Source organism: Ralstonia sp. Ralssp135 (assembly GCF_047304345.1).
GTDB lineage: Bacteria > Pseudomonadota > Gammaproteobacteria > Burkholderiales > Burkholderiaceae > Ralstonia > Ralstonia chuxiongensis.
Window position 1 is genome coordinate 318,373 of sequence record NZ_JBGLYZ010000001.1, and the last position, 22,780, is coordinate 341,152.

The following is a 22,780-nucleotide window of genomic DNA, read 5'->3' on the forward strand; positions in this document are numbered from 1 at the left end:
CACTTGATAGCCCCTATGGCACGCCCCGGTCTCTATTTCTCGGCTGAGCAGCAGCAGCGAATCGTTGAAGCGATTCGACGGTTGGATATCGCCTTCCCGCACGACAACGCTGTGTTCCTTGATGAGGTAATCGAAGCCGTCCAGGCCGTGACGCGACGTGTTTACGGCGTTCGGCGTTACGTGCAGTGGTTGGCGGAAGCGGGAGTACGCCGGCGTCCGAGCAATTCGACGTTACAGAAGGCGATAGACCGGGCGCAGGGGCGCGGGCCGATTGCAAGTGGTGTTGCTACGGATGCGGTTGAGCCGTGGCCGATCCCGTTGGCACACGCAGAAACGGGTACGCTTTCGGCTCGTGACGAGCGCAACCGCATCGCCTCGCGCGCCATCGGCGCGCCCGGTGCGGGCGCCGAATGGATGGAAGCGCGCATCCGAGCTGAGGTGGCGGAGCGCGCGCTGGAACACGAAGCCGCGCGCAATCGGCAATTGCAGGCCGCCATGGCCGACTTGGAACGCCGTCTCGGCGAGGCGCTTGCCACGGCGCCTGCCGTCCCGCCCAAGTTGACCGACGCGACCCTCGAGCGCCTGGAACAGACCATGGAAACCGTGACCCGCCTGGAGGGCGCGGCCAGCGCGCTGGCGGGTACCGAGCGCTTTCTACGCTTGCAGAACGATGCGGTGCGCCAGCAGACGCAAAACGAAGCCGATCAACTGCGCCAGCGCATCCGCACCCTGGAAGCTGAGGTCGCGCAACTGAACGCCCAGATCGATGCCTACCGGCGCACGCCCGAGCGCACCGCGCCGGTCTCGCGCGGCTGGGTCAAGCCATCTTCCTGATTTTCCAAGCACTGTTAGCGGGTGCTTACTGGTCTGGCCGACCGCGAGTTGGCTCAGAACGGCACGCAGAATTGGGTACGCTTTTCGACTTTCGGCGCTGAAAGTTGGTGCGACGGAGTTTCAACCCGTTGTAGGAAAGGTGCCGATGCCGTGCTCGCGACGTTGCGGCAGAGGCGCGCCAGATGGTGCTCCATCAAAGGGTCGACCCCTTTAATTTGCGCTGGCATATGACTTGCTCATGACGCTACGTCTCACCAATGGAGTTGTCATGAACGAGAAGATCACCAAGGCCGTGTTTCCCGTGGCGGGGCTCGGTACACGTTTTCTACCCGCCACTAAGGCCAGCCCGAAAGAGATGCTGCCGATCGTCGATAAGCCGCTGATCCAATATGCGGTGGAAGAGGCAGCCGCCGCGGGTATCACGGAAATGATCTTCATCACGGGCCGCGCCAAGCGCGCTATCGAAGACCATTTCGACAAGGCTTACGAGCTTGAAACTGAGCTGGCCGCCAAGAACAAGCAGGCGTTGCTGGAGATGGTGCAGTCGATCAAGCCGCCCGGCGTCGAGTGCTTCTACGTGCGTCAGCCCGAGACGCTGGGCCTTGGCCACGCAGTGTTGTGCGCGCAGAAACTGGTACGCGACGAACCTTTCGCCGTGATCCTGGCTGATGACTTGCTGGACAACCAGCCGCCCGTCATGCAGCAGATGACGGAGCTTTACGATCACTACCGTTGCTCCATCGTCGGCGTCGAAACGATTGCGCCGGAAGCCTCGCGGTCGTATGGCGTGGTTGCCGGCCGTGAATGGGATGACCGCTTGGTCAAGCTCGATGCCATTGTCGAAAAGCCGGCGCCGAAGGATGCGCCGTCGAACCTGGGCGTGGTCGGGCGCTACATCCTGACGCCGCGCATCTTCGATCATCTGCGCAATCTGAAGCCTGGCGCAGGCGGCGAATTGCAGTTGACGGACGCTATCCAGAGTCTGCTCGCTGAAGAGCAGATCCTGGCGTATCGCTACCGTGGTCAGCGTTTCGATTGCGGCAGCAAGTTCGGTTACCTGCAGGCGACGGTCGAGTTTGCGCTGCGCCATCCGGAAGTGCGTACTGACTTTGAGGCGTATCTGCATGAGCGTCTGGGCCTGTCCCAAACGCATGAAGATGTGTCTGCCGAGATGGATTCGTTGGTCCGCGACACCATTCCGCTGAGCGTGGCCGCCTGAGCTCCGCCTCTTTCAGAATCGGTCGTGCGGGTTTCCGCACAGGCCGCCCGGCCGATTCTGAGAAACCGCACACTTCTCCGATCTTCCGTTGTTCGGTCGATTTCCGGCAAAGCCCGGTGCCATGGGCGTTTGTGGCGGATCGACGCGTCTGTTTTCTGCATGGAATGCTTCTTGAGTAAGAGCGACCACCCATAAACCGGCGGACCGCTTGGACGTCGCACACGCAGCTTGGTGTGCGACTTGTCACCAGCAAAGGCCGCCGCAACGCTCCAAGGAGACACCATGACGCAGCCTCAGGCTGGTGCGGTCACGGGCGACTTTTCGCCCGCGCAGGCCCCCACCAAAGACACCCCCGCAGACGTACGCCGTCGTCTGCGTTCCATCTTCTCCGGTTCGATTGGCAACCTGGTCGAGTGGTACGACTGGTACGTGTACTCGGCGTTTGCCCTGTACTTTGCCAAGTCGTTCTTCCCGAAGGGCGACCAGACCGCGCAACTGCTCAATACGGCGGCGGTGTTTGCGGTCGGCTTCCTGGCGCGTCCGGTGGGCGGCTGGTTGATGGGTATCTACGCGGATCGCTATGGACGCAAGCGCGCGCTGTTCTTCTCGGTGGTGCTCATGTGCGCGGGCTCGCTCATCATTGCGCTCACGCCGAGCTACGCGACCATCGGCGTTGCGGCACCCGTGATGCTGGTACTGGCTCGTCTGCTGCAGGGGCTGTCGGTCGGTGGGGAATACGGCACCTCGGCCACGTACCTGAGCGAAGTCGCCAACAAGGAAAACCGCGGCTTCTACTCGAGCTTCCAGTACGTCACGCTCATCGCCGGCCAACTGACGGCGCTGGCGCTGCTGATCGTGCTGCAGCAGTTCGTGCTGTCGCCGGCGCAGCTTGAGGCGTGGGGCTGGCGCATTCCGTTCTTTGTCGGCGCGCTGTGCGCGCTGGTGGCAATGGCCATGCGCTCGCACATGGAGGAAACGCAGTCTTTTACCGCCGCAAAGGCAAACAAGAAGCGCGGCACGCTGTCGGAGCTGGCCAAGCATCCGCGCGCCGTTGCGACGGTCGTGGGCCTGACGATGGGCGGTACGGTGGCGTTTTACACGTACTCGATCTACATGCAGAAGTTCCTGGCTAACACGGTCGGGCTGTCGAAGGACACGGCGACGCTGGTGTCCGGCGCCACGCTGCTGCTGTTCGCGATGCTGCAGCCGATCGTGGGCGGGTTGTCTGACCGCATTGGCCGCCGTCCGATCCTGATTGCGTTTGGCGTGCTGGGTACGCTGTTCACCGTGCCGATCATGACCGGCATCAGCCAGACCACCAACGTGTGGACGGCCTTCTTCCTGATCATGGCCGCGCTGGTGATCGTCTCGGGCTACACGTCGATCAACGCGGTGGTGAAGGCCGAGCTGTTCCCTGCGGAAGTGCGCGCGCTGGGCGTGGGCCTGCCGTATGCACTCACGGTGTCGATCTTTGGCGGCACGGCGGAGTACATCGCGCTGTGGCTCAAGCAGGCGGGTCATGAATCGCTGTTCTACTGGTATGTGACGGGCACGATCTTCCTGTCGCTGTTGGTCTACGTGTTCATGCGCGATACTCGCGAGCATTCCCGCATCGAACATTGATCCCATGTCGCCAACCGACGGCCACGCCGACCTTGCCCACCCCGCACACGGGCGCGGCTGGCGCGTGGCTGTCGCGCTGGCCATGGCGGCGTGCTGTGCGGCAGCGGGGTGGGGCGCTTACGCCATCGCCCTGCAGCGCTACGTTGCCACGCGCGCCGAAGAGGCCGGCCAGCGCACCACCTTCTACGCCCAGAACCTGCGCAGCACGCTGGCCCGCTATGAATCATTGCCGAGGCTGGCGGCGCTGGAGCACGTGCTGCACGTCGCGCTGCAAGAGAATCCCCAGGCCGGCGACGCCGTCATGCGTCGCGCGGCCAACGCCTATCTGAAAGAAGTCCAGGCGGCCACCGACTTGGCCGCCGCTCACCTGATCAATACGACAGGCCTCACGATTGCGGCCAGCAACTGGGATCTGCCGACCTCGTTCGTTGGCCAGAACTACGCATTCCGCCCGTACTTTGTCGAGGCCATGCGCGAAGGGCTCGGTCGCTTCTACGGTGTCGGCAATACCACGGGTGAGACGGGCTATTTCGTGGCCGCCCCTGTGCGCGAAGACAACAAGCCGATCGGCGTGGTGGTTGTGAAGGTCAACCTCGATGCGTTCGAGGCCACGTTGTCGCGCAGCGGCGATACGGTGCTGCTGGTGGATCGGCACGGCGTGATCTTCCTGTCGTCCGTACCCGAATGGAAATACCGCACGCTCGGCACCTTGAGCGCGGACCAGCGCGCAGCACTCGACGCGACGCGCCAGTACGCGCCCCACATCCTCGCGCCGCTCGGAATGAGCGACGAGCAAGCCGCGAGCGTACCCTTTTCTGCGGACCACCCGCCGCAGACCGTGCGCGTGGCGCTGCCCGGAAAATCAGTGTCGACACTGCGGGTGCAGTACCGCCCGGTGGGCCTGCTCGGCTGGCAGGTCGCCGTGTTGATCGACCCGCGCGACGAGCAGCGCACCGCGCTGGTGGCCGGTGCAAGCGCTGCGTTTGCGATGGCGCTGATCTTCGCCGTGCTCGTTGCTTTGCGTTTGCGTACGCGCCGGCGCGAAGAGCAGCACCGCGCGCGCGCCGCGCTGCGAGAAGTCCAGCGTGATCTGGAAGCGCGCATCGCACAGCGCACTGCGGAGCTGACATCCGCCAACACCGCGCTGGCCGGCAAGGTCGAGGCGCTCGATGCCGCGCAACGCATCCTGCGCGAAACGCGCGATGCCGCCGTGCAGGCCGGCAAGCTCGCCGTGCTCGGCCAGATGGCCGCCGGCATCACGCATGAACTCAACCAACCGCTTACCGCGCTGACCACGCTATCCGACAACGCCAACCAGCTTGCCGAACGTGGCCGCATCGACGAAGTGCGCGGCAACCTCACACACATCAGCCAGCTTGCCGAGCGCATGGGGCGTATCGTTTCGCACATCAAGGCGTTCTCGCGCAAGGGCGATGCGGCACGCGCTGCCGTGTCGGTGGATGAAGCCATCCGCCAGGCGCTGATGCTGGTTGAGACCCGTCGCCGCCAGGCCGGTGTGACGGTGGTGACAGAGCCCATCCCAGCGGATCTTGCGGTCTGGGCCAATGCCGTGCGGCTTGAGCAGGTGCTCGTCAACCTCATCCGCAACGCCATTGACGCCACCGCCGAGGCTCCCGCAGCCGACTCGGCTGCCGTGCGCGTGAGCGTCCAGCCCATCGAGAAATGGGTACGCATCACCGTGCGCGACTTCGGCCCGGGCATTCCCGCCGACGTGCTGCCGCGCCTGTTTGAGCCGTTCTTCACCACCAAGGACGATGGTCAGGGCCTGGGGCTCGGCTTGGCGATTTCGCTGGCGATCATCGAGGACTTTGGCGGCCGGCTCGAAGGCCGCAATGCGGGTGACGATGCAGGTGGCGCAGAATTCATCATCGAGCTTGAACGCGTTGTGAAACCCACATGACTGAACACGGTACGCCGGACTCTTCTTCCCCCATCGACCACGCGCCCGTCTTCCTGATCGAAGACGATGACGTGGTGCGCCTGGGCTGCGAGCAAGCGCTCACGCTGGCGGATGTGCCGGTGCAATCCTTTGCCGATGCGGAAAGCGCGCTGGCCGCACTCTCCACGCAAACGCCGGCCGTGGTCGTCACCGACGTGCGCCTGCCCGGCCGCGATGGCCTGGCTGTGCTGCGCGAGATGCTGCAGCACGACCGCCAGTTGCCGGTCATCCTCATCACCGGCCATGGCGATGTGACGATGGCCGTGGCCGCCATGCGCGCCGGCGCCTACGACTTCATGGAGAAGCCGTTCCACTCCGAGCGCCTGGTCGACGTGGTGCGGCGCGCGTTGGAAAAGCGCAGGCTCACTTCTGAAAACCTGCGTTTGCGTGAAGCGCTGCAGGGCCGGCAGGCGTACCCATTGATCGGCCAGAGCGCCGTCATGCAGAACGTGCGCCGGCTCGTCACCGCGCTGGCTCCCACCGATGCTGACATCCTCGTCACGGGCGAGACCGGCTCGGGCAAGGAAGTGCTCGCGCGCGCCATTCACGAAGGCAGCCGACGTCGCGGGCCGTTCGTCGCGCTCAATTGCGCGGCGCTGCCGGAGTCCGTGTTCGAGAGCGAGATGTTTGGCCACGAGGCGGGCGCTTTCACAGGCGCCAACCGCCGCCGCATCGGCAAGATGGAGTATGCAGATGGCGGCACGCTGTTCCTGGATGAGATCGAATCGATGCCGCTGGCGCTGCAGGCCAAGCTGCTACGCGCGCTGCAGGAACGCAGCATCGAACGGCTGGGCAGCAACGCGAGCGTGCCCGTCAATTGCCGTGTGGTGGCCGCCGCCAAGGTCGACTTGAAGGATGCATCCGATCACGGGCAGTTCCGCGCGGACTTGTATTACCGCCTGAATGTCGTGTCGATTGCGCTACCGGCGCTGCGCCAGCGTGCCGAAGATATTCCGCTGCTGATGGCCCACTTTCTGCAGCAGGCCGCGGTGCGCTACGAGCGTGCGGCGCCCGATTGGTCTGCGCAGGACATGATGCGCTGGCAGCACCACGACTGGCCCGGCAATGTGCGTGAGCTGAAGAACGTGGCCGAGCGCTTTTGCCTCGGCCTGGACGACGGCCTGGTGGTGTCCGAGGCGAGCCAGCATTCCCTGGCGGGCCGGATGATGGCGGTCGAACGTACCACCATCGAGGAAGCGCTGCGCGCGACGGAGGGCAACGTTGCTCGCGCGGCCGATCTGCTGGCCGTGCCGCGCAAGACGCTGTACGACAAGCTCAACCGGCACGGGATCGAGCCGGACCGCTTCCGCAGCAGTTAGCGCAGCGAGGATTCGCCGATCTTGCGGCCGCCTTGCGGGGGCCAGCACGTTGCTGCCAGCAGCACGGCCGCCACGGCATAGATCGCTTCGGTCACGGCCAGCGGTAGCACATGTACCTGGTACAGCGCAGCGGGCAAATCTGCCAGCGCATGCAGCAGCACCGCCAGCACGACAATCACAAACCGCCGCTGCCGCACCGCGTGCCATACCACCAGCGTGAGCGTGAACTGGATCAGCATCGCGGCAACGCGCTCGCTCACTGCACCGAGCGCCAGCCACGGCGAGAGCTGCGCCAGCATGGCGTGGATGGTCCCGACCATGGCATCGGCGCCGCTGGCCGCGAGGCGCGATTCCAGCTCGCCGTGGTTGGCGGCAATGCCGAACATCACCATTTGCGCCTGCGATGCCGCGCCCACCAGCCAGGCTTCGATGCCCGCGTGACCGAGCGCGTAGGCCACAGGTGTGGCGGCACCCCCCGGCTTGCGCACGAGAAAACGCAGGCCAAGCCAGCGGCCGCTTTCCTCGAACAAACCGGCCATCAGCGCGCCGTAGATGACAAACAGCACGGGCATGCGCAACCAGTGCGCCGTGATCGGGTTGAGCTGCAGCAGATACAGGTGCAGCGTGCGTTCCAGTACCAGCGCAAACACGACAAACACCGCCGCGCCCACGCCGATGTCGCGCCACGCCAGGTCAAAGCGCCGCCGCAACCAGAACCACGCCACGACCGGCACGCTAGCGATGAGCAAGGCCGCGATGGCGTGGGCAACGAGGGCAGACAGGGCGACGGTGGGCATGGCGGATGGCGCAGTTGGGGCGACGAGTTCGCCCGCATGCTACCTGAGGGCGCGGGCGCGGGCGCGAGTCTTGCGGGCCGATTGTTACAATATGTGCCTGCGGCAGCAGTGCCGCTTCTTGACTTCTTGATATGGCAGGACGGACGTTCGTGAAACGCATGATGTGGCGGTGGATCTGGATATGCAGTGTCGGCGTGGGCGCCTTCGGCATGGCGGTGCCTGCCCAGGCTGCGCGCTGGCACCAATACCTGACGACGACGTCCGTCGTGGCTTCCATCGATCGCACGTCGCTGCGCTCCAACCGTACCGGCCACAAAATTTTTTTGGCGCGCACGGTGCTCAAGCGCAGTGAACGCCGCGCCCATGGCGCCCATTACCGGCCCGGCACGGTGATCCTCTCGCGCCAGGAGATCGACTGCCATCGCCAGCGCATCCGCCTGATCGACTACGTGGTGCGCGCTCCCGACGGCGCCACGCTCGATACCGATACCGCAGCCGGGGCGCACTGGATGCGCATCCGCCCCGGTACGCTCGCGGCGCGCTCGGCCGCCTATGTCTGCGGCCGCCGTTAGACATCGCGGCGACTCGACATTGATTGGCGGGCATAGCACTATGGTGTTTGCCCTCCCACTACAACAAGACACCGGTCGCGAGGGGCGCCGGTGCCAGCCGACGGTCCGATGAAACTGACCCTGAAGTCGCAGGCGGCCATCATGGCGACCGTCATCAGCGTGACGGTGGTGAGCGTGTTCGGCTGGTCGCAACGCGAGCCGATCCGCCGCGAGGTGATGGCGCAGATCAAGGCGCAGCAGACGGCCATGGTCAAGGAGTCGGCGGAAGACCTCAAGCAGCGGCTGGACACCTACCTGGGCGTGCTCGAGCGCACCGCGCAGCAGATGCGCACCGTGCGCTTCGACTCGCCTGCGCAGGAAGCGGCGTTCTACCAATCCATCCAGCCCGCCAGCGGCCTGTTCGACGGCGTGTTCCTGGCCTCGGCCGATGGCAAGGTGACAGCCACCTCGCCGCGTCGCGCGGGCGTGGTCGGCATCGACATTTCGGATCGGGATTACTTCAAGCAGGTCATGGTGGTCGATCAGCCGACCATCTCCGCGCCGCTGCGCAACCGGGTGGGCGGCGAGCCCATCGTCATCATGGCCGCGCCCGTGCATGATCAGGACGGCAATCTCGTCGGGTTGATCGGCGCGTCGCTGTACCTGCTCAAGCCGAACTTTCTGGGGGACATGCGCGACATGCGCGTGGGCCAGACCGGCCACGTCTACCTGGCCACGCGAGGTGACAACCCCGTTTATATCGTCCACCCCCAGGCCGACAAGACGCTGGCGCCGCTCGATGCCGATCCGGCGGTGGCCGCGGCCTTCCGCGCGAATCCGGATGCGCTGCCTGATCGCGGTGGCGACGTGGTCACCACGCAAGACATCACCTCGGCCGGCTGGACCCTCGCTGCGGTGTTGCCTGGCGCCGAGGCCAACCGGCAGCTCTTCCTTATGCGCCAGCGTTTTCGCTGGTCGCTCCTGGTGCTGGCGGCGTTGATCGGCGCATCGGTGTGGGCGGCGATGCTGTGGCTGTTGCGCCCGCTTGGCCGGTTGCATGCCGCCATGACGCAGCTTTCGGCCACGGACTTGCGCAATGCGCCCCCGCTTGAGCTAGGCGGTACCTCGGCGGAAATCGACGCGGTATCGACGGCGTTCCACAAACTGATGGGCGAGGTCGTCCGCCAGCGCGCCGAACTCGAAGCTGTGAACGATGCGTCGCCGCTCGGGTTGTTCCGCTCGGATGCGGAGGGTCGGACCGTCTATACCAACGAGGCGTATCGCCGGCTGCTCGGTGCAACGCATGAAGAGGCCCTGGCCGACGTGTGGCTCGCACGCCTGCATCCGGACGACCGCGATGCCACCATGGCCGGTTGGCGCGATGCGGTCGCACGCGGGGCCGGCTACAACGCCGAGCAGCGCATGATCGTGCCAGGCCTCGGTGAGCGATTGCTGGTCGTCACGACAGCGCCGGTGCGGGTGGACGGCGACGTGGTTGGCCACGTTGGGGCCATGGAAGACATCACCGTGCGGGCGCGGGCGCAACAGGCCTCGCGCGTGCTGACCAAGATCCTCGACTCCACCACCGACTTCGTTGCGCAGAGCGACGTACAGGGCAATGTCACGTACATGAATCCGGCCGGCCGCCGCTTTGCCGGCATTGCGCCGGATGCCAATCTTCAAGGCCTGACGGTTGCGGATTTCTACCCGCCCGAGACAATGGGCTGGCTGCGCGAGGTGGCTGTACCCGCAGCCTCGCGCGATGGCGTATGGATTGGCGAAACCACCGCGCGAGGTGCCGAGGGTCAGGTCGTGCCGATCAACCACATGATCATCGCGCACCGCGATCCTGCCGGGCGTATGGAGTATTTCTCGTCGGTCATGCGCGACATCACGCAGGACAAGGCCGCCAAGGAAGCGCTGCAGCGCAGCCGCGAAACGCTGCAGACCGTGACCGATGCGCTGCCTGCGCTGGTCGCCTTCATCGATACCGGGGAGCGCTTCCGCTTTCTGAACGCCGCCTACGAGAAAGCGTATGGACGATCGACCGCGAGCATGCTCGGGCAGACGCTGCGTGAAGTCGTGGGTGAGGACGCTTACAGCAACCTGCGCGATGCGTTGCAGCGTGCGCTGGGCGGCGAGACGATGGTCTTCGAGCGCGAGATCGGGGCCCTCGATCAGTACCGGTGTGAAGAGGTCAGCTACCTTCCGCAGTTCGATTCGCAAGGCCGCGTGGCGGGCGTGCATTCGGTCACGCTGGATATTACGGAGCGCAAGAAGCAGGAGCTGCGCCTGCGCGCGCTGACAACCACCGACCACCTCACCGGCCTGGCCAACCGTGCCGGCTTTGAAGCGCGTTTGCAGGCGGCGCTGGACCAGGCACGTATGAATGGATCGACCGGAGCGCTCCTGCTGATCGATCTCGACCACTTCAAGGTGGTCAACGATACGCACGGGCACGCCGTTGGCGATGCGCTGCTGCGTACTTTCGCGCAGCGGCTGGCGCGTGCGGTGCGCCCGTATGACGGCGTGGCGCGTTTTGGCGGTGACGAGTTTGCCGTCATCCTGGAACACCTGTCGCACCCGGGCGACGCAAAGACGGTTGCCGCGAATATCCTCGCCGCATGCAACAAGCCGTTTCGCTTGCGTGAGACGATGGTTCAGGTTGGCGCGAGCATCGGTATCGCAACCTTCGACGCGCATACGCTGGCGCAGAGCGTCGTCTTCGAAGCCGCGGACGAGGCGTTGTACGAAGCCAAATCGCGCGGCAAGGGGTTGTTTGTCAGCGCCGACGAGCTGCCGACGGACTGATTTCGCAGTGCGGCAAGGCACGCAGAAACGGGTACGCTTCACGTCGATCTGGCGGTATTGCGCAGGCAATGTTGCGCCGCAATGACTGCCCCCCAGGCCGGGCGGCGGACAATCCCCTATCGCACGGTCGTGCGCTTTCCGGTAAAGTCCCGCGACTGACTGCACGTGCCGGCCACCCCGGCGCGTCGCACAAGAGCGCTGTACCCATGGCGCCTTCGCTTCACACTCCGACGCACTTCCGGTGCACGCATGCCCGATCCGGCATCGCTCGCCCGGCAGGTCTTCCGCCGTTCGCCAACGTTGTTTGACTTCGTGGCGCGAAACCCGGCAGGCGAGCGTCCGGACGCGATGCAGGGCGCATGCGGGGGGAGCGACGGTGTTGGGCCAGCGCATCTTCGAGACGAATCGCATTCAAGCAATCGCGACGGACAAACAAGGAGCAGGTTCGCATGCAAAAAATGATCAAACGGCTGCTGTTGACGGCAGTGGCTGCGGGGGCGGCAATCGCAACGGGCGCGGCAACCGCGGCCCAGGACATCAAGATTGGTGTGGCCGAAGCGCTGTCGGGCGGCGCAGCCCAGTACGGCGTGGCCATCCGCAACGGCTTCCAGCTGGCCGCTGACGAGATCAACGCCGCGGGCGGTATCAACGGCAGCAAGATCGCGCTGGTGATCGAAGACGAGCAGGGCAAGAAGGAAGAGGCCATCAACGTCTTCAAGAAGCTGATCTTCCAGGACAAGGTGGCAATGGTGTTCGGCCCCACGCTGTCGAACTCGGCCCAGGCGGCCGACCCGATCGCGCAGGGCTCCAAGACGGTTGCCTTTGGCACTTCCAACACGGCAGACGGCATCACCAGCATCGGCGATTTCGTCTTCCGCAATTCCGTGACCGAAGCCGACGTGCTGCCGGCCACGATCCAGACCGTTGTGAAGAAAGCAGGCGTGAAGAAGGTGGCCGTGTTGTACGGCAACGACGACGTCTTCACCAAGAGCGGCTACGACAACTTCAAGAAGGCGCTCGAAGACCTGAAGATCCCGGTGACGACCACCGAGACCTTCGCCAAGGGCGACGTCGACTTCAAGGCGCAACTCACCAAGATCAAGGCGACGAATCCGGATGCGATCGTGCTGTCGGCGCTGATTGCCGAAGGTGGTCCGATCATGGTGCAGGCGCGTCAGCTCGGCCTGAACGTGCCGATCATCGGCGGCAATGGGATGAACTCGGTCAAGGTGTTCGACCTGGCCAAGGACAAGTCCGACAACCTGTGGGTGGGCAGCCCGTGGTCGATCGAGAACCACACGGCCGAGAACAGCAAGTTCATCACCGCCTACACCGCCAAGTACAAGGCAGCGCCGGATCAGTTTGCGGCGCAGTCGTATGACGCGATGTACATCGCGGCGACAGCGCTGAAGAAGGTGAAGTTCAGCGGCAACCTCGAAGCCGATCGCAAGGCGATCCGCGATGCGCTGCCGGCAGTCAAGCACGTTGGGGCGACCGGGGCGTTTGCGTTCCGCCAGGTGACGGCACGTGGCAAGCCGGCCGGCTATGACGCCGTGCAGACGCCGATCGTGAGCGTGACCAAGAACGGCAAGTACACGATCGAGAAGTAATCTTCGGTTCTCGTTGAAACCGAAACGCGGGGCGTAGCTAAACCTACGCCCCATCGCTTTTTTTGCGGCTGCTTTGGTGACATTCGGCCGCACCTCACTCTGATTCATCATGCTGGAACAGCAACTCGTCAATGCGCTGTCGCTCGGCTGCGTGTATGCGTTGTTCGCCCTGGGGTTCACGCTGGTTTTCGGCATCCTGGGCGTGATCAACCTGTCGCACGGCGCGGTCTTCATGCTCGGTGCCTATGCGGCGCTGCAGGTCGTCCTCCACTTCGATCTGCCGCTGTGGGCGGCGCTGGCCGTCGGTTTTGCCGTGAGCGGCGTGGCCGGCCTCATCATCGATGTGCTGCTGCTGCGACCGCTGCGTCGCCGCAACGCGCCCCACCTGATTCCGATGATCGGCACCATCGGTGCGGGCATCGCCATCAATAACGCCATGCAAGGCGCGTTTGGCGCCGAGAACCTGCGCTTCCCGGCCGGGCTCGTGTCGGACGCCTCGCTGGATCTGGGCGGCATCCACCTCACGCCGCTCGAGCTGGGCATCATCGTGCTGTCGTTCGTGCTGATGGGTGCGCTCATGCTGCTGCTCAAGCGCACGCAACTCGGCCGCGCACTGCGCGCGATTGCGGAGTCGCCCAAGGCAGCGGCACTGCTCGGTATCAACGTCGAAGGGCTGTTCCTGCTGACCTCGTTTGCAGCCGCCGCGCTGGGCGGGTTGTCGGGCGTGCTGATCGGCCTGTACTCCAACGCCGTGTTCCCGCTGATGGGACAGCCGATGCTGCACAAGGGCATCGCGGTCATCATCCTGGGCGGCCTGGGCGATATTCGCGGCGCAATGCTCGGCGGGCTGTTCCTCGGCTTTGCCGAGGTGCTGTCAGTGGCCTACATCGGCTCGACCATGCGCGATGCGGTGGCGTTCGGTCTGCTGTTCCTGATCCTGCTGGTGCGGCCGCAAGGGCTGTTCGGCAAGGTGCTCGAACGCAAGGCATAAGGAGACCGACATGGAATGGTTCGACAACTTCTGGTCGGTCTACAGCAACCTGGTGCTTACGCTGGGCATCAACGCGTTGCTGGCGCTGTCCATTTATCTCACGCTGTCGTGCGGCCTTCTGGCGATGGCGAATGCGGCTTTCATGGGCATCGGCGCGTATACCTCCGCGCTGCTGACGATGAATGCGGACATGCCGTTTTCGGTCGCGCTGCTGGGCGGCATGGCGGCACCGGCCGTGGTGGCCGTTGTCATCGGCCGGCCGACGCTGCGTCTTTCGGGCGTGTATCTGGCCATGGCCACGCTTGGTTTTGGCGAAGTCGTGCGCGTGCTGATCCTGAACACCGAAGACTGGACCGGCGGCGCGCTGGGCCTGAACGGCATTCCGCAGCTGACCGAGTGGTGGCACGTGGCGCTGGCCGTGTTGGCCACGCTGTTTGTGCTGGCGCGCATGCGCCGCTCGAAGGTTGGCCGCGCATTCGAGGCCATCAAGGAAGACGAGACCGCCGCAGGCCTCATGGGCATCAACGTGGCCGGCACAAAGCTGCTGGCGTTCACGCTGGGTGCGGCCATCGCCGGGCTCGCGGGCGCACTCAATGCGCACCTGACGTTCTTCATCGGCCCGAACGAATTCGGCTTCGATCGCGGCGTGGAAATTCTCACGATGACGATTCTGGGCGGCACCAACGGCCTGACGGGCCCTGTGCTCGGCAGCCTGATCCTGTCACTGTTGCCCGAGCTGTTGCGTGCGTTCAAGGATTTCCGCCTGGTCGTCAATGGCGTGATCCTGATGGTGATCGTGCTGTTCCTGCCCAAGGGCATCTGGGATCCGGCGCGTTTCGCGCGCTGGTTCGGCATGAAGCGCGGCGGCACCATGCCGGGCACGGGCGACAGCCGAGCTGCTTCCAATGAATCGCACTGAGGCCGCCATGCTGAAGCTCACATCCATTTCCAAGCGCTTTGGCGGCCTGTCAGTCTTGCAGGACGTCAACATTGAAGTGCCGCAGGGCACCATCTTCGGCTTGATCGGCCCGAACGGCGCCGGCAAGACGACCGTCTTCAATCTGATCACCGGCCTGCTGGCGCCCACGGGTGGCTCGCTCACATTCAACGGCGAAAATCTCGTCGGCAAGAAGCCGCACCAGATCACGCAGATGGGCATTGCGCGCACGTTCCAGAACATCCGCATCTTCAAGGAGATGACGCTGCTGGAGAACGTGGTGGTCGGCATGCATCGGCATCTCGACTACGGCGCGCCGGGCCTGCTGCTGTCGCTGCCCAAGTACCGTGCTGCCGAGCGCCGCGCGCGCGACCGTGCGCTGGAGTTGCTTTCTTGGGTCAAGCTCGACCACAAGGCGCACGACATTGCCGACAACCTCTCGTACGGCGACCAGCGCAAGCTTGAACTCGCGCGGGCGCTGGCCACCGAACCCAAGCTGCTGTTGCTCGACGAGCCCGTCGCCGGCATGAATACGGGCGAGAAGGTCGACCTGATGGCCGAGATCGAGAACATCAAGGCGCGCGGCTACACGATCTTCATGATCGAGCACGACATGCGTTTCGTGATGGGCCTGTGTGAGCGCATTGCGGTGCTCAACTTCGGCCGCATCATTGCCGAGGGGCCGCCCGAAGCGATCCGCAACGATCCGCAAGTCATCGAGGCGTACCTGGGCCGCGATGATGACGATGAAGCGAACGGCGATGCCGCGCAGAAGGAGACGGCATGACCACCTTGCTGGAAGTCAAAGGGCTGGACGTGTCATACGGGCACATCGCAGCCGTCAAGGGCATCGACTTTGCGCTCAAGGCCGGCGAGATCACCTCGCTGGTGGGCGCAAACGGTGCGGGCAAATCGACCACGCTGCTGGCGCTCTCGGGGCTGATCCCGAAGTCGCAGGGTGATGTGCGCGGCCAGATCCTGTTCGAGGGCGAAGACGTCACGCTGTGGTCTGCTCACAAGCGTGTGGAGCGCGGCATCGTGCAGGTGGCCGAAGGGCGCGCCACGCTCACCACGATGACGGTGCGCGAGAACCTGGAGCTGGGCGCTTACACGCGTAAGGACAAGGGACAGATCGCCTCTGACCTGGAGCGCGTGTTCCACCTGTTCCCGCGCCTGAAGGAGCGTATCGATGGGCTGGCCGGCAACCTCTCGGGCGGCGAGCAGCAGATGCTGGCCATTGGCCGCGCGCTGATGGCTCGCCCGCGCGTGCTGCTGCTGGATGAACCCTCGATGGGCCTCGCGCCGATCATCGTGCAGGAGATCTTCCGCATCCTGCGCACCATCAATGCTGAAGGTCTGACGATCTTCCTGGTCGAGCAGAACGTGCGCCAGGCATTGAAGATCGCGCAGCACGGCTACGTGCTGGAGACCGGCCAGATCGTGCTCGCTGACAGCGGCAAAAACCTGCTGGGCAATCCGCGCGTGCTCGAAGCCTACCTGGGCGGCTGAGCGTTCCGAACATGCCTCGGCATGCAATATTGCCGAGGTGTAAGAACCGCATATCCATTGGGTTTGCGGTTCATTTTGACCCAAAAGCGTACCCGTTTCTGCGTACGTTCAAATCCCCGCCAATACGTGTCGCTGTGCGTCGAACAGCGCGATCAATGCGTCGGCCACGGCCCGCACGCGCGGTGATCGTCGAACGTCGGGGTGGATGACCAGCCAGATTTCTCGATGCAACGCAGGGTCGTCGACGGGCAATCGACGCAAAAGCGTACCCGTTTCTGCGGGCGCGCCAAGCAGGTGAGGCAGCGCCGCGACACCCAGGCCGGCCAGCGCCGCCTGATGCATCGCCGCCAGATCGCTGCAGCGTAAGACCACGCGACGGTCGCCTGCGTAGTTGTCCAGCCAGCGCTGTTGTGGGACGTGGCGCAGGTTTTCGTCGTAGCCGATGAATTCCCACTCTGATTCGGGGCGTGCGAGCACTTCTGCGGTGGCGTACAGGCCGTAGCCGAGGTCGCCCAGCGGCCGTGTCGCCAAAGTAGATGACGTCGGGCGTGACAAGCGCACCGCCAGGTCAGCTTCGTGCGCCATCAGGTTGGCGTTGCGCTTTTCGCCGAGCAGCACGAGGTCGATGCCGGGCCATTGCCGGCGCAGTGTCGCCAGGTTTGGCGCAATGATGTGGCTGGCCACCGTGGGCGGCGCGGAGATACGCACCGTCCCGCGCAAGCTGCCCGCCCCCGCAGCCGCACGCGCAAAGCCGGCGGCTTCCTGCTCCATGCGTTCAGCGCGCTCGGCCAGTGCGTTGCCTTCAGCGGTCAGGCGCCAGCCGCGCGGCAGGCGGTCGAACAAGCGCACGCCCAACGACTGCTCCAACGCATCGGCACGCCGCGCTACCGTGGTGTGTTCCACCGCCAGCCGCCGCGCAGCGGCCGACAAGCTGCCCTCGCGCGCCAGCACGAGAAAGTAGCGTACGTCATCCCATTGCAAGGAAGAGGAAGGTTCGGCCGCCGCCGCACGCGCCAGGGCACGCACATTTTTTGGTCGACCTGGGCTTTTTTGCACAGAAGCTGATCAGTTTTTGTGAATTCCCGGGTGATTCTGAACGGATTACGCTTGTTTCACAACGTGACGAACGCGGTACCCGTCATCACCAAAACCGAAAAGCGTACCCATTTCTGCGAGGACTTTTGCCATGCACGCCAAGGTGATCCAACTGCGCGAACCCGGACCGGCATTGGGTTTGCGGCCCGCCAGCCTGATGTTGGCGCCCCCCGGCCCGAATGCGTTGACGGTGCGGCATACCGCCGTCGGCGTGAACTTTGTCGACGTGTATCACCGTGTCGGGCTGTACCCGGTGCCGGCATTCCCAGCGGTGCTCGGGGTGGAGGGCGTGGGCGTGGTGGAAGCCGTGGGTACGGATGTACGCGGCTTTGTGGTTGGCCAGCGCGTGGCCTGGGCCGGCCTCATGGACGGCGCGCCCGGTGGCTACAGCAGCCATCGCAACATCCCGGCCGAACGGGCGATTGCCTTGCCGGATGCGCTTGATGACCAAACCGTCGCGGCCACGTTGGTTCGCGGCATTACCGCGCACATGCTGCTGACGCGGGTACGGCAGATGCGCGCCGGCGATACGGTGCTCGTGCACGCCGCTGCCGGCGGCCTGGGTGTGTTGCTGGTGCAGTGGGCCAAGCGCCAGGGTGCGCGCGTGATCGGTACGGTTGGCACCGAAGCCAAGGCCGCCGTCGCGCTGGGCCATGGCGCAGACCACGTCGTGCTGCATCGCCAGCAGGACGTGCGCGAAGCCGTGCTGCAACTGACCGGTGGAGACGGCGTCGACTATGTGATCGATGGGATTGGTGGCGCGATGTTGCAGACGTCGTTGGCGGTGACGCGGCCCTTCGGCATGGTGGCCAGCATCGGTCAGGCGGGCGATGTGGGCAACGCCCAAACGGATGTCGTCGATCTTGCGGCGCTTGGACCGTCGCGCTCGATTGCGCTGGCGCGGCCAGGCGTATTCCGCTACATGGCCGATCTGTCGAACTACCGGACGGGGGCGCAGGCGGCATTGCAGCGCATGCTGGATGGCGTGCGCGTGCCGGTGGGCGGCACCTATGCGCTGGAAGATGCGGCCGCCGCGCATACCGCACTGGAAGCCGGACAGACCTCGGGCGCACTGCTCTTGCGCCCTTGAGAACCCTGCGCGCCGAAGGGTTTCCGTGCAAAGCGTACCCGTTTCTGCGGGACACTCAGCGTCGTTGCTTCACGCTGCCGGGTCTCGCGTTTCGAAGGTTTCACCTCATCCCACAAGGAGCCGTCGCATGCTGTACCTGATTCTTTTCAACTACACCGCACCGCTCGAAGCACTCGATCGCGTGTTGCCAGCGCACCGCGCGCATCTGGACGCTCACTATGCGAGCGGCCACTTCCTGATGTCGGGGCCGTTCTTCCCGCGTGAGGGCGGTGGCATCCTCGCGCGTGCCGAATCCCGCGAAGAGATCGACGCCATTGTTGCGCGCGACCCCTTCGTGATCGAAAACCTCGTAGAGGCGCGCGTTATTGCCTGGGGTCCGAATCGTCGGAGCGCTGACACACCGCAGGCGTGGTTGCCAGACGCCCTGGTCGCGACATCGACTTAAAACCGGTGCGGCGCCGCCGCTATCATGTCGGCTTGTCCTTGCACGAACCGACATGACCGACACGCCGCCGCCTCAACCTGATGTGCCGCGCCAGCCATGGTGGCGGCGCGCGACTGCCCGGCTGCCGTTCGGTCGCGAGCATCTTGTGTTCGTGATTGCCGGGGTGATCGGCTGCGCGGGCGCCCTGTCGACGATCCTGTTTCGCGAGTGCCTGCGCCATCTGCAATGGTGGCTCTCGGGTACGGACCAGGGTTTGGTGGCCACGGCACGCGCGTTGCCGTGGTGGGCGCGCCTGCTGGTGCCGACCGCGGGTGGGCTGCTGGCAGGCATCACGTTGCAAGTGGGCCTGAAGTGGATCCCCCGAAAAGGCTCGGAAGACTATATGGAAGCCATTGCCGTGGGCCATGGCGTGCTTAGCGCGCGCCAGAGCTTGGTACGCAGTGCGTCGTCGTTGTGCTCGGTGGCCAGTGGCGCGTCGATCGGGCGCGAAGGGCCGATGGTGCAATTGGCGGCAATGTGCGGCTCGCTGGTCGGCCGCGTGTTGCGGCGCTGGACCTCTGTGCCAGTGGAGCAATTGCGTCTGCTGGTCGCGTGCGGTGCGGCCGCTGGCATCACCTCTGCTTACAACGCGCCTATCTCGGGCGCCGTGTTCGTCTGCGAAATCGTGTTTGGCGTCATCACCACGGCGACGCTCGGGCCGCTGCTGGTGGCCGCTGTCACCGCCGATATCGTGGTGCGCCAGTTCTTCGGGTACGGGGCGGTCTACGAGATGCCGCACTTCGATTTCGTTTCCGGCTGGGAAGTGTTGACGTATCTGGGCCTTGGTTTGGCGGCGGGGATGGTGGGGCCGCTGCTGCTGGGGCTGATTGACCGCGCGCGTGATGCGTTTGCACAGACCAAGCTGCCGCTCACGCTGCGATTGGCCGCTGGCGGGTTGATCGTCGGTGCGCTGTCCACGGGCGTGCCCGAGGTCTGGGGCAACGGCTACAGCGTGGTCAATAGCTTTCTGCACGAGCCGTGGCTGTGGCAGACGGTGGCGCTGGTGCTGATTTGCAAGGTGGTGGCGACGGCGTCGAGCGCGGGCTCTGGCGCTGTGGGTGGCGTGTTCACACCCACGCTGTTCTGTGGCGCGGCGCTCGGTTTGCTGTACGGCACGGGCATGCACGCGCTGCTGCCAGGTGTTGCGCCGGTGCCGGTCAGCTACGCGGTGGTCGGCATGGGCGCGCTGCTGGCAGCCACCACGCATGCGCCGCTTATGTCGATCCTGATGATCTTCGAGATGACGCTGTCGTATCAGGTGGTGTTGCCACTCATGTTGGCGTGTATTACCGGCTATGTGACGGCACATGCAGCCGGTGCGCCGTCGGTGTATGCGCGTGCGCTGGCGCGCAACCGCGCAGATGCTGGCGACGATGCGCAGCACCTTCCATCGCCCTTAGAGAGCACGCAGAAATAGGTACGCTTTGCTGGTTGGGACTTGCCTGGCCACAGATATTCCTTGTGGACAAGCTTGCCCAATCAGCTAAATCCAAGGAAAAGCGCTCTATAAGTCTCTTTAAATTGTGCGTTTCCGGGAACTTCCGGGAGTTATTGCGACATTTTGTTGCTGTTGCGAATCGTTATCATTTATATTTGCGTCCGCAATTCGTAGTGCGCTCTCGTGCACGGCGGCACGGGCGCAGGAGGGCGTTCCGGAGCGGCTGGCACCCAATAGAAGAGTGCCGCCGGAGAAACCACGCAATGAACCGCCGCACGCCCGTCGCCAGCGCCCTGTTGGCTCTGTTTGCCACCCCCACCGTCGCACTTGCCCAGCAGGCCACGCTTGCACAGGTACCGGCCACCGCCACGTTGCCGGAAGCCGTTGTGAAGGGCTCCGCCCCGCGCGACGACTACAACGCCGCCAAAAGCTCCATCTCGAAGCTGCCCGAGAACCTGCGCGATGTGCCGCAATCGGTGACGGTCGTGCCCAAGGCGCTGACCGATGCGCAAGGCGGCAGCTCCCTGGCCGATGCGCTGCGCAACGTGCCTGGCATCACCATCGGCGCGGCCGAGGGCGGGCAGATCGGCAACAACATCAACCTGAACGGGTTCTCGGCGCGCACCGACATCTACCTCGATGGCTTCCGTGATCGCGGCCAGTATTACCGCGACTTGTTCGCCCTCGATTCGGTGGAAGTGCTTATGGGCCCGTCGTCGATGCTGTTCGGCCGCGGCTCGACCGGCGGCGTCATCAATCAGGTGACGAAGAAGCCGAAGCTGAAGGCGGCCACGGAAATCACCGGTTCGGTCACGACCAACGGCCTGGTGCGCGCGACCGCCGACGTCAATACACCGACGTCCGACACTTCTGCCTTCCGCATCGCCGCGATGGCGCAGAACGGCAAGACCAGCACGCGCGACGAGATGACCGCGCAGGATTTCGGCATCGCGCCGTCGTGGCGTTTCGGCATCGGTACGCCGACCGAGGTGACGCTGTCCGCGCTGCTGCAGCACAACCGCGACATGCCCGATTACGGCGTGCCGAACCTCAACGGCCACCCGGTCAACGTAAGCCCCAAGACGTACTACGGCTACACCGATGACCGCACCACGCAGGATGTGGCGTCGTTCTCGGCCAATATCGATCACAAGTTCTCGCCCAACCTGCGCCTGCGCAACCAGACGCAGTTCAACTACGTGCAGACCGACGCGCGGGAGACGGCGCCCAACGCTGTGGGTACGGTCAATTCGTCGGGCGCGTTCACGGCGCTCGCCAACAGCAACTTGCCGCTCTCGGCGCTGTCGGTGCGTTTGCAAAGCCATGACCGCCGCATCCGCGACTATTCGCTGTTCAACCAGACCGAGCTGACGGCCAAGTTCGATACGGGTTCGGTCAAGCACACGCTGCTGGTTGGCACCGAGTTCGGCCACGACGGTTACGACAACCAGAACTATTATCGCAACGGCTCGTGCAACGGCACGCCGCTCGCGCAGTCGAGCATGACAAGCGGTTTCGTCTCGTGCGAGCCGCTGGTCAGTCCGAGCTACACCACGTCGCCAGCCAGCACGCCGTCGAGCCTGGGTAACCTGCAGGGCGGCTCAGCCAACACGGTGGCTGCGTATTTCAACGACTCGATCGAATTCACCAAGCAGTGGAAGGCGGTGGCCGGCCTGCGCTATGACCGCTACGTGGCGAGCATTTCCAATTCGTTGAATTCGGCGAACACGCCGGCGTCGGCCAAGATCACCGCGCTGCCGTATGCGCAGCAGAGCGTGAACTTTGTCAGCACGCGCCTTGGCGGCATCTGGCAGCCGACGGACTGGCAGTCGTACTACGTGTCGTATGGCACGTCGTTCAACCCGTCATTGGAACAACTCGTAGGCACCACCGGCCAGCAGAACCTGGACCCGGAGAAGAACAAGTCGTATGAAGCCGGCGGCAAGTGGGATCTGCTCAATGGCGATCTGTCGGTCAGCTCGGCGCTGTTCCAGATCACCAAGGACAACGCCCGCACCCAGATCGACAGCACGACGTACACGTCGGCCGGCAAGATCCGCGTGCGCGGTGCGCGCCTGGGTGCCACGGGCCACGTGACCGACAAGCTGCAGATCTTTGCGGGCTATACCTACCTGGATGCGCAGATCGTCAATGGCATTGCTGCAGGCACGCAGGGCATGACGCCGGCCAACACACCCAAGCACGCTGCCACGGTGTGGACGAGCTACGCCTTCCTGCCGAACTGGGAGGCGGGCGCAGGCGCGTTCTACATGTCGCAGCGCTACGCCAACAACACCGACACGGTGCAGGTGGGCGGCTTCGTGCGCTGGGACGCGATGCTGGCCTACCACCAACCGAAATACGACGTGCGGCTGAACCTGTTCAACCTGTTCAACAAGACGTATTACGATGCGCTGATTCCGTCTGATGGCGGTCGCGCTGTGCCGGGCACCGGCCGTGCGGCGATGCTGTCGGTGGTGTATCGGATGTAATGGCCGGGGGATGGGCCCTC

Annotated in this window: 18 protein-coding genes; 16 read left to right on the forward strand and 2 right to left on the reverse strand. The window is 64.6% G+C overall.

Features of this window, described 5'->3' with window-relative positions; all coding sequences use genetic code 11:
• The first annotated feature begins 15 nt into the window (after positions 1 to 15).
• From ACCD03_RS01450 to ACCD03_RS01470, 5 genes are all read left to right on the forward strand, one after another.
• Positions 16 to 834 carry a DNA-binding protein gene (locus ACCD03_RS01450; RefSeq protein ID WP_253540862.1) on the forward strand — a complete coding sequence of 273 codons (819 nt, stop codon included), beginning with the start codon at positions 16 to 18 and terminating at the stop codon, positions 832 to 834.
• Positions 835 to 1,102: 268 nt separating this feature from the next.
• Positions 1,103 to 2,053: a UTP--glucose-1-phosphate uridylyltransferase GalU gene (gene galU, locus ACCD03_RS01455; RefSeq protein ID WP_413410612.1), complete on the forward strand. Its 951-nt coding sequence runs from the start codon at positions 1,103 to 1,105 to the stop codon at positions 2,051 to 2,053.
• 282 nt (positions 2,054 to 2,335) lie between these two features.
• A complete protein-coding gene (locus ACCD03_RS01460; protein ID WP_045205610.1) occupies positions 2,336 to 3,676 on the forward strand; it encodes an MFS transporter in 1,341 nt (446 codons plus the stop codon).
• Positions 3,677 to 3,680: 4 nt separating this feature from the next.
• Positions 3,681 to 5,597 (forward strand): sensor histidine kinase, encoded by a 1,917-nt coding sequence (locus ACCD03_RS01465; protein ID WP_413410613.1) that lies wholly within the window; start codon positions 3,681 to 3,683, stop codon positions 5,595 to 5,597.
• Entirely contained in the window at positions 5,594 to 6,955 is a 1,362-nt protein-coding gene (locus ACCD03_RS01470; protein ID WP_413410614.1) for a sigma-54-dependent transcriptional regulator, read from the forward strand. The genes ACCD03_RS01465 and ACCD03_RS01470 overlap by 4 nt, the downstream gene beginning before the upstream one ends.
• Here the strand turns inward: ACCD03_RS01470 and ACCD03_RS01475 are convergent.
• Positions 6,952 to 7,752, reverse strand: coding sequence for a YhfC family intramembrane metalloprotease (locus ACCD03_RS01475; RefSeq protein ID WP_325654489.1), 801 nt, complete (start codon positions 7,750 to 7,752; stop codon positions 6,952 to 6,954). The genes ACCD03_RS01470 and ACCD03_RS01475 overlap by 4 nt on opposite strands.
• A gap of 131 nt (positions 7,753 to 7,883) precedes the next feature.
• Between ACCD03_RS01475 and ACCD03_RS01480 the strand changes: the two genes are divergently transcribed.
• The 7 genes from ACCD03_RS01480 (at position 7,884) to ACCD03_RS01510 (ending at position 16,161) form a co-directional block, all read left to right on the forward strand.
• The gene (locus tag ACCD03_RS01480; protein ID WP_045205606.1) at positions 7,884 to 8,324 is read left to right on the forward strand and encodes a surface-adhesin E family protein; all 441 of its coding nucleotides are present in this window, start codon (positions 7,884 to 7,886) and stop codon (positions 8,322 to 8,324) included.
• Between the two features lie 108 nt (positions 8,325 to 8,432).
• Positions 8,433 to 11,114 (forward strand): diguanylate cyclase domain-containing protein, encoded by a 2,682-nt coding sequence (locus tag ACCD03_RS01485; protein WP_413410615.1) that lies wholly within the window; start codon positions 8,433 to 8,435, stop codon positions 11,112 to 11,114.
• Positions 11,115 to 11,563: 449 nt separating this feature from the next.
• Positions 11,564 to 12,724 (forward strand): ABC transporter substrate-binding protein, encoded by a 1,161-nt coding sequence (locus ACCD03_RS01490; RefSeq protein WP_325654493.1) that lies wholly within the window; start codon positions 11,564 to 11,566, stop codon positions 12,722 to 12,724.
• A gap of 109 nt (positions 12,725 to 12,833) precedes the next feature.
• Positions 12,834 to 13,715 (forward strand): branched-chain amino acid ABC transporter permease, encoded by an 882-nt coding sequence (locus ACCD03_RS01495; protein ID WP_045205603.1) that lies wholly within the window; start codon positions 12,834 to 12,836, stop codon positions 13,713 to 13,715.
• Between the two features lie 10 nt (positions 13,716 to 13,725).
• Positions 13,726 to 14,634: a branched-chain amino acid ABC transporter permease gene (locus ACCD03_RS01500; protein WP_253540884.1), complete on the forward strand. Its 909-nt coding sequence runs from the start codon at positions 13,726 to 13,728 to the stop codon at positions 14,632 to 14,634.
• Between the two features lie 7 nt (positions 14,635 to 14,641).
• Positions 14,642 to 15,439, forward strand: a complete 798-nt coding sequence (locus tag ACCD03_RS01505) for an ABC transporter ATP-binding protein (protein ID WP_024978075.1) — start codon at positions 14,642 to 14,644, stop codon at positions 15,437 to 15,439.
• The gene (locus ACCD03_RS01510) at positions 15,436 to 16,161 is read left to right on the forward strand and encodes an ABC transporter ATP-binding protein (protein ID WP_253540887.1); all 726 of its coding nucleotides are present in this window, start codon (positions 15,436 to 15,438) and stop codon (positions 16,159 to 16,161) included. Before ACCD03_RS01505 ends, ACCD03_RS01510 begins: the two co-directional genes overlap by 4 nt.
• A gap of 108 nt (positions 16,162 to 16,269) precedes the next feature.
• Here the strand turns inward: ACCD03_RS01510 and ACCD03_RS01515 are convergent, their stop codons facing one another.
• Complete coding sequence (locus ACCD03_RS01515; RefSeq protein ID WP_252694173.1) at positions 16,270 to 17,142, reverse strand: LysR family transcriptional regulator; 873 nt, start codon at positions 17,140 to 17,142, stop codon at positions 16,270 to 16,272.
• A 205-nt stretch (positions 17,143 to 17,347) separates the two neighbouring features.
• On the opposite strand from ACCD03_RS01515, the gene ACCD03_RS01520 reads away from it, so the two are divergent.
• The 4 genes from ACCD03_RS01520 (at position 17,348) to ACCD03_RS01535 (ending at position 22,760) form a co-directional block, all read left to right on the forward strand.
• Entirely contained in the window at positions 17,348 to 18,346 is a 999-nt protein-coding gene (locus ACCD03_RS01520) for a quinone oxidoreductase (protein WP_325654499.1), read from the forward strand.
• 127 nt (positions 18,347 to 18,473) lie between these two features.
• On the forward strand, positions 18,474 to 18,791 hold the full coding sequence (locus tag ACCD03_RS01525; RefSeq protein ID WP_325654501.1) for a YciI family protein: 318 nt from the start codon (positions 18,474 to 18,476) through the stop codon (positions 18,789 to 18,791).
• Between the two features lie 52 nt (positions 18,792 to 18,843).
• A complete protein-coding gene (locus ACCD03_RS01530; RefSeq protein ID WP_325654503.1) occupies positions 18,844 to 20,247 on the forward strand; it encodes a ClcB-like voltage-gated chloride channel protein in 1,404 nt (467 codons plus the stop codon).
• A gap of 284 nt (positions 20,248 to 20,531) precedes the next feature.
• Positions 20,532 to 22,760: a TonB-dependent siderophore receptor gene (locus ACCD03_RS01535; protein ID WP_325654505.1), complete on the forward strand. Its 2,229-nt coding sequence runs from the start codon at positions 20,532 to 20,534 to the stop codon at positions 22,758 to 22,760.
• The last annotated feature ends 20 nt before the right edge of the window (positions 22,761 to 22,780 follow it).

What these genes read in the sequence shown, in the direction of transcription:
- ACCD03_RS01450 (WP_253540862.1), top strand. Translation starts at nt 16, where the DNA reads ATGGCACGCCCCGGTCTCTATTTCTCGGCTGAGCAGCAGCAGCGAATC.
- galU (WP_413410612.1), top strand. Translation starts at nt 1,103, where the DNA reads ATGAACGAGAAGATCACCAAGGCCGTGTTTCCCGTGGCGGGGCTCGGT.
- ACCD03_RS01460 (WP_045205610.1), top strand. Translation starts at nt 2,336, where the DNA reads ATGACGCAGCCTCAGGCTGGTGCGGTCACGGGCGACTTTTCGCCCGCG.
- ACCD03_RS01465 (WP_413410613.1), top strand. Translation starts at nt 3,681, where the DNA reads ATGTCGCCAACCGACGGCCACGCCGACCTTGCCCACCCCGCACACGGG.
- ACCD03_RS01470 (WP_413410614.1), top strand. Translation starts at nt 5,594, where the DNA reads ATGACTGAACACGGTACGCCGGACTCTTCTTCCCCCATCGACCACGCG.
- ACCD03_RS01475 (WP_325654489.1), bottom strand. Translation starts at nt 7,752, where the DNA reads ATGCCCACCGTCGCCCTGTCTGCCCTCGTTGCCCACGCCATCGCGGCC.
- ACCD03_RS01480 (WP_045205606.1), top strand. Translation starts at nt 7,884, where the DNA reads ATGGCAGGACGGACGTTCGTGAAACGCATGATGTGGCGGTGGATCTGG.
- ACCD03_RS01485 (WP_413410615.1), top strand. Translation starts at nt 8,433, where the DNA reads ATGAAACTGACCCTGAAGTCGCAGGCGGCCATCATGGCGACCGTCATC.
- ACCD03_RS01490 (WP_325654493.1), top strand. Translation starts at nt 11,564, where the DNA reads ATGCAAAAAATGATCAAACGGCTGCTGTTGACGGCAGTGGCTGCGGGG.
- ACCD03_RS01495 (WP_045205603.1), top strand. Translation starts at nt 12,834, where the DNA reads ATGCTGGAACAGCAACTCGTCAATGCGCTGTCGCTCGGCTGCGTGTAT.
- ACCD03_RS01500 (WP_253540884.1), top strand. Translation starts at nt 13,726, where the DNA reads ATGGAATGGTTCGACAACTTCTGGTCGGTCTACAGCAACCTGGTGCTT.
- ACCD03_RS01505 (WP_024978075.1), top strand. Translation starts at nt 14,642, where the DNA reads ATGCTGAAGCTCACATCCATTTCCAAGCGCTTTGGCGGCCTGTCAGTC.
- ACCD03_RS01510 (WP_253540887.1), top strand. Translation starts at nt 15,436, where the DNA reads ATGACCACCTTGCTGGAAGTCAAAGGGCTGGACGTGTCATACGGGCAC.
- ACCD03_RS01520 (WP_325654499.1), top strand. Translation starts at nt 17,348, where the DNA reads ATGCACGCCAAGGTGATCCAACTGCGCGAACCCGGACCGGCATTGGGT.
- ACCD03_RS01525 (WP_325654501.1), top strand. Translation starts at nt 18,474, where the DNA reads ATGCTGTACCTGATTCTTTTCAACTACACCGCACCGCTCGAAGCACTC.
- ACCD03_RS01530 (WP_325654503.1), top strand. Translation starts at nt 18,844, where the DNA reads ATGACCGACACGCCGCCGCCTCAACCTGATGTGCCGCGCCAGCCATGG.
- ACCD03_RS01535 (WP_325654505.1), top strand. Translation starts at nt 20,532, where the DNA reads ATGAACCGCCGCACGCCCGTCGCCAGCGCCCTGTTGGCTCTGTTTGCC.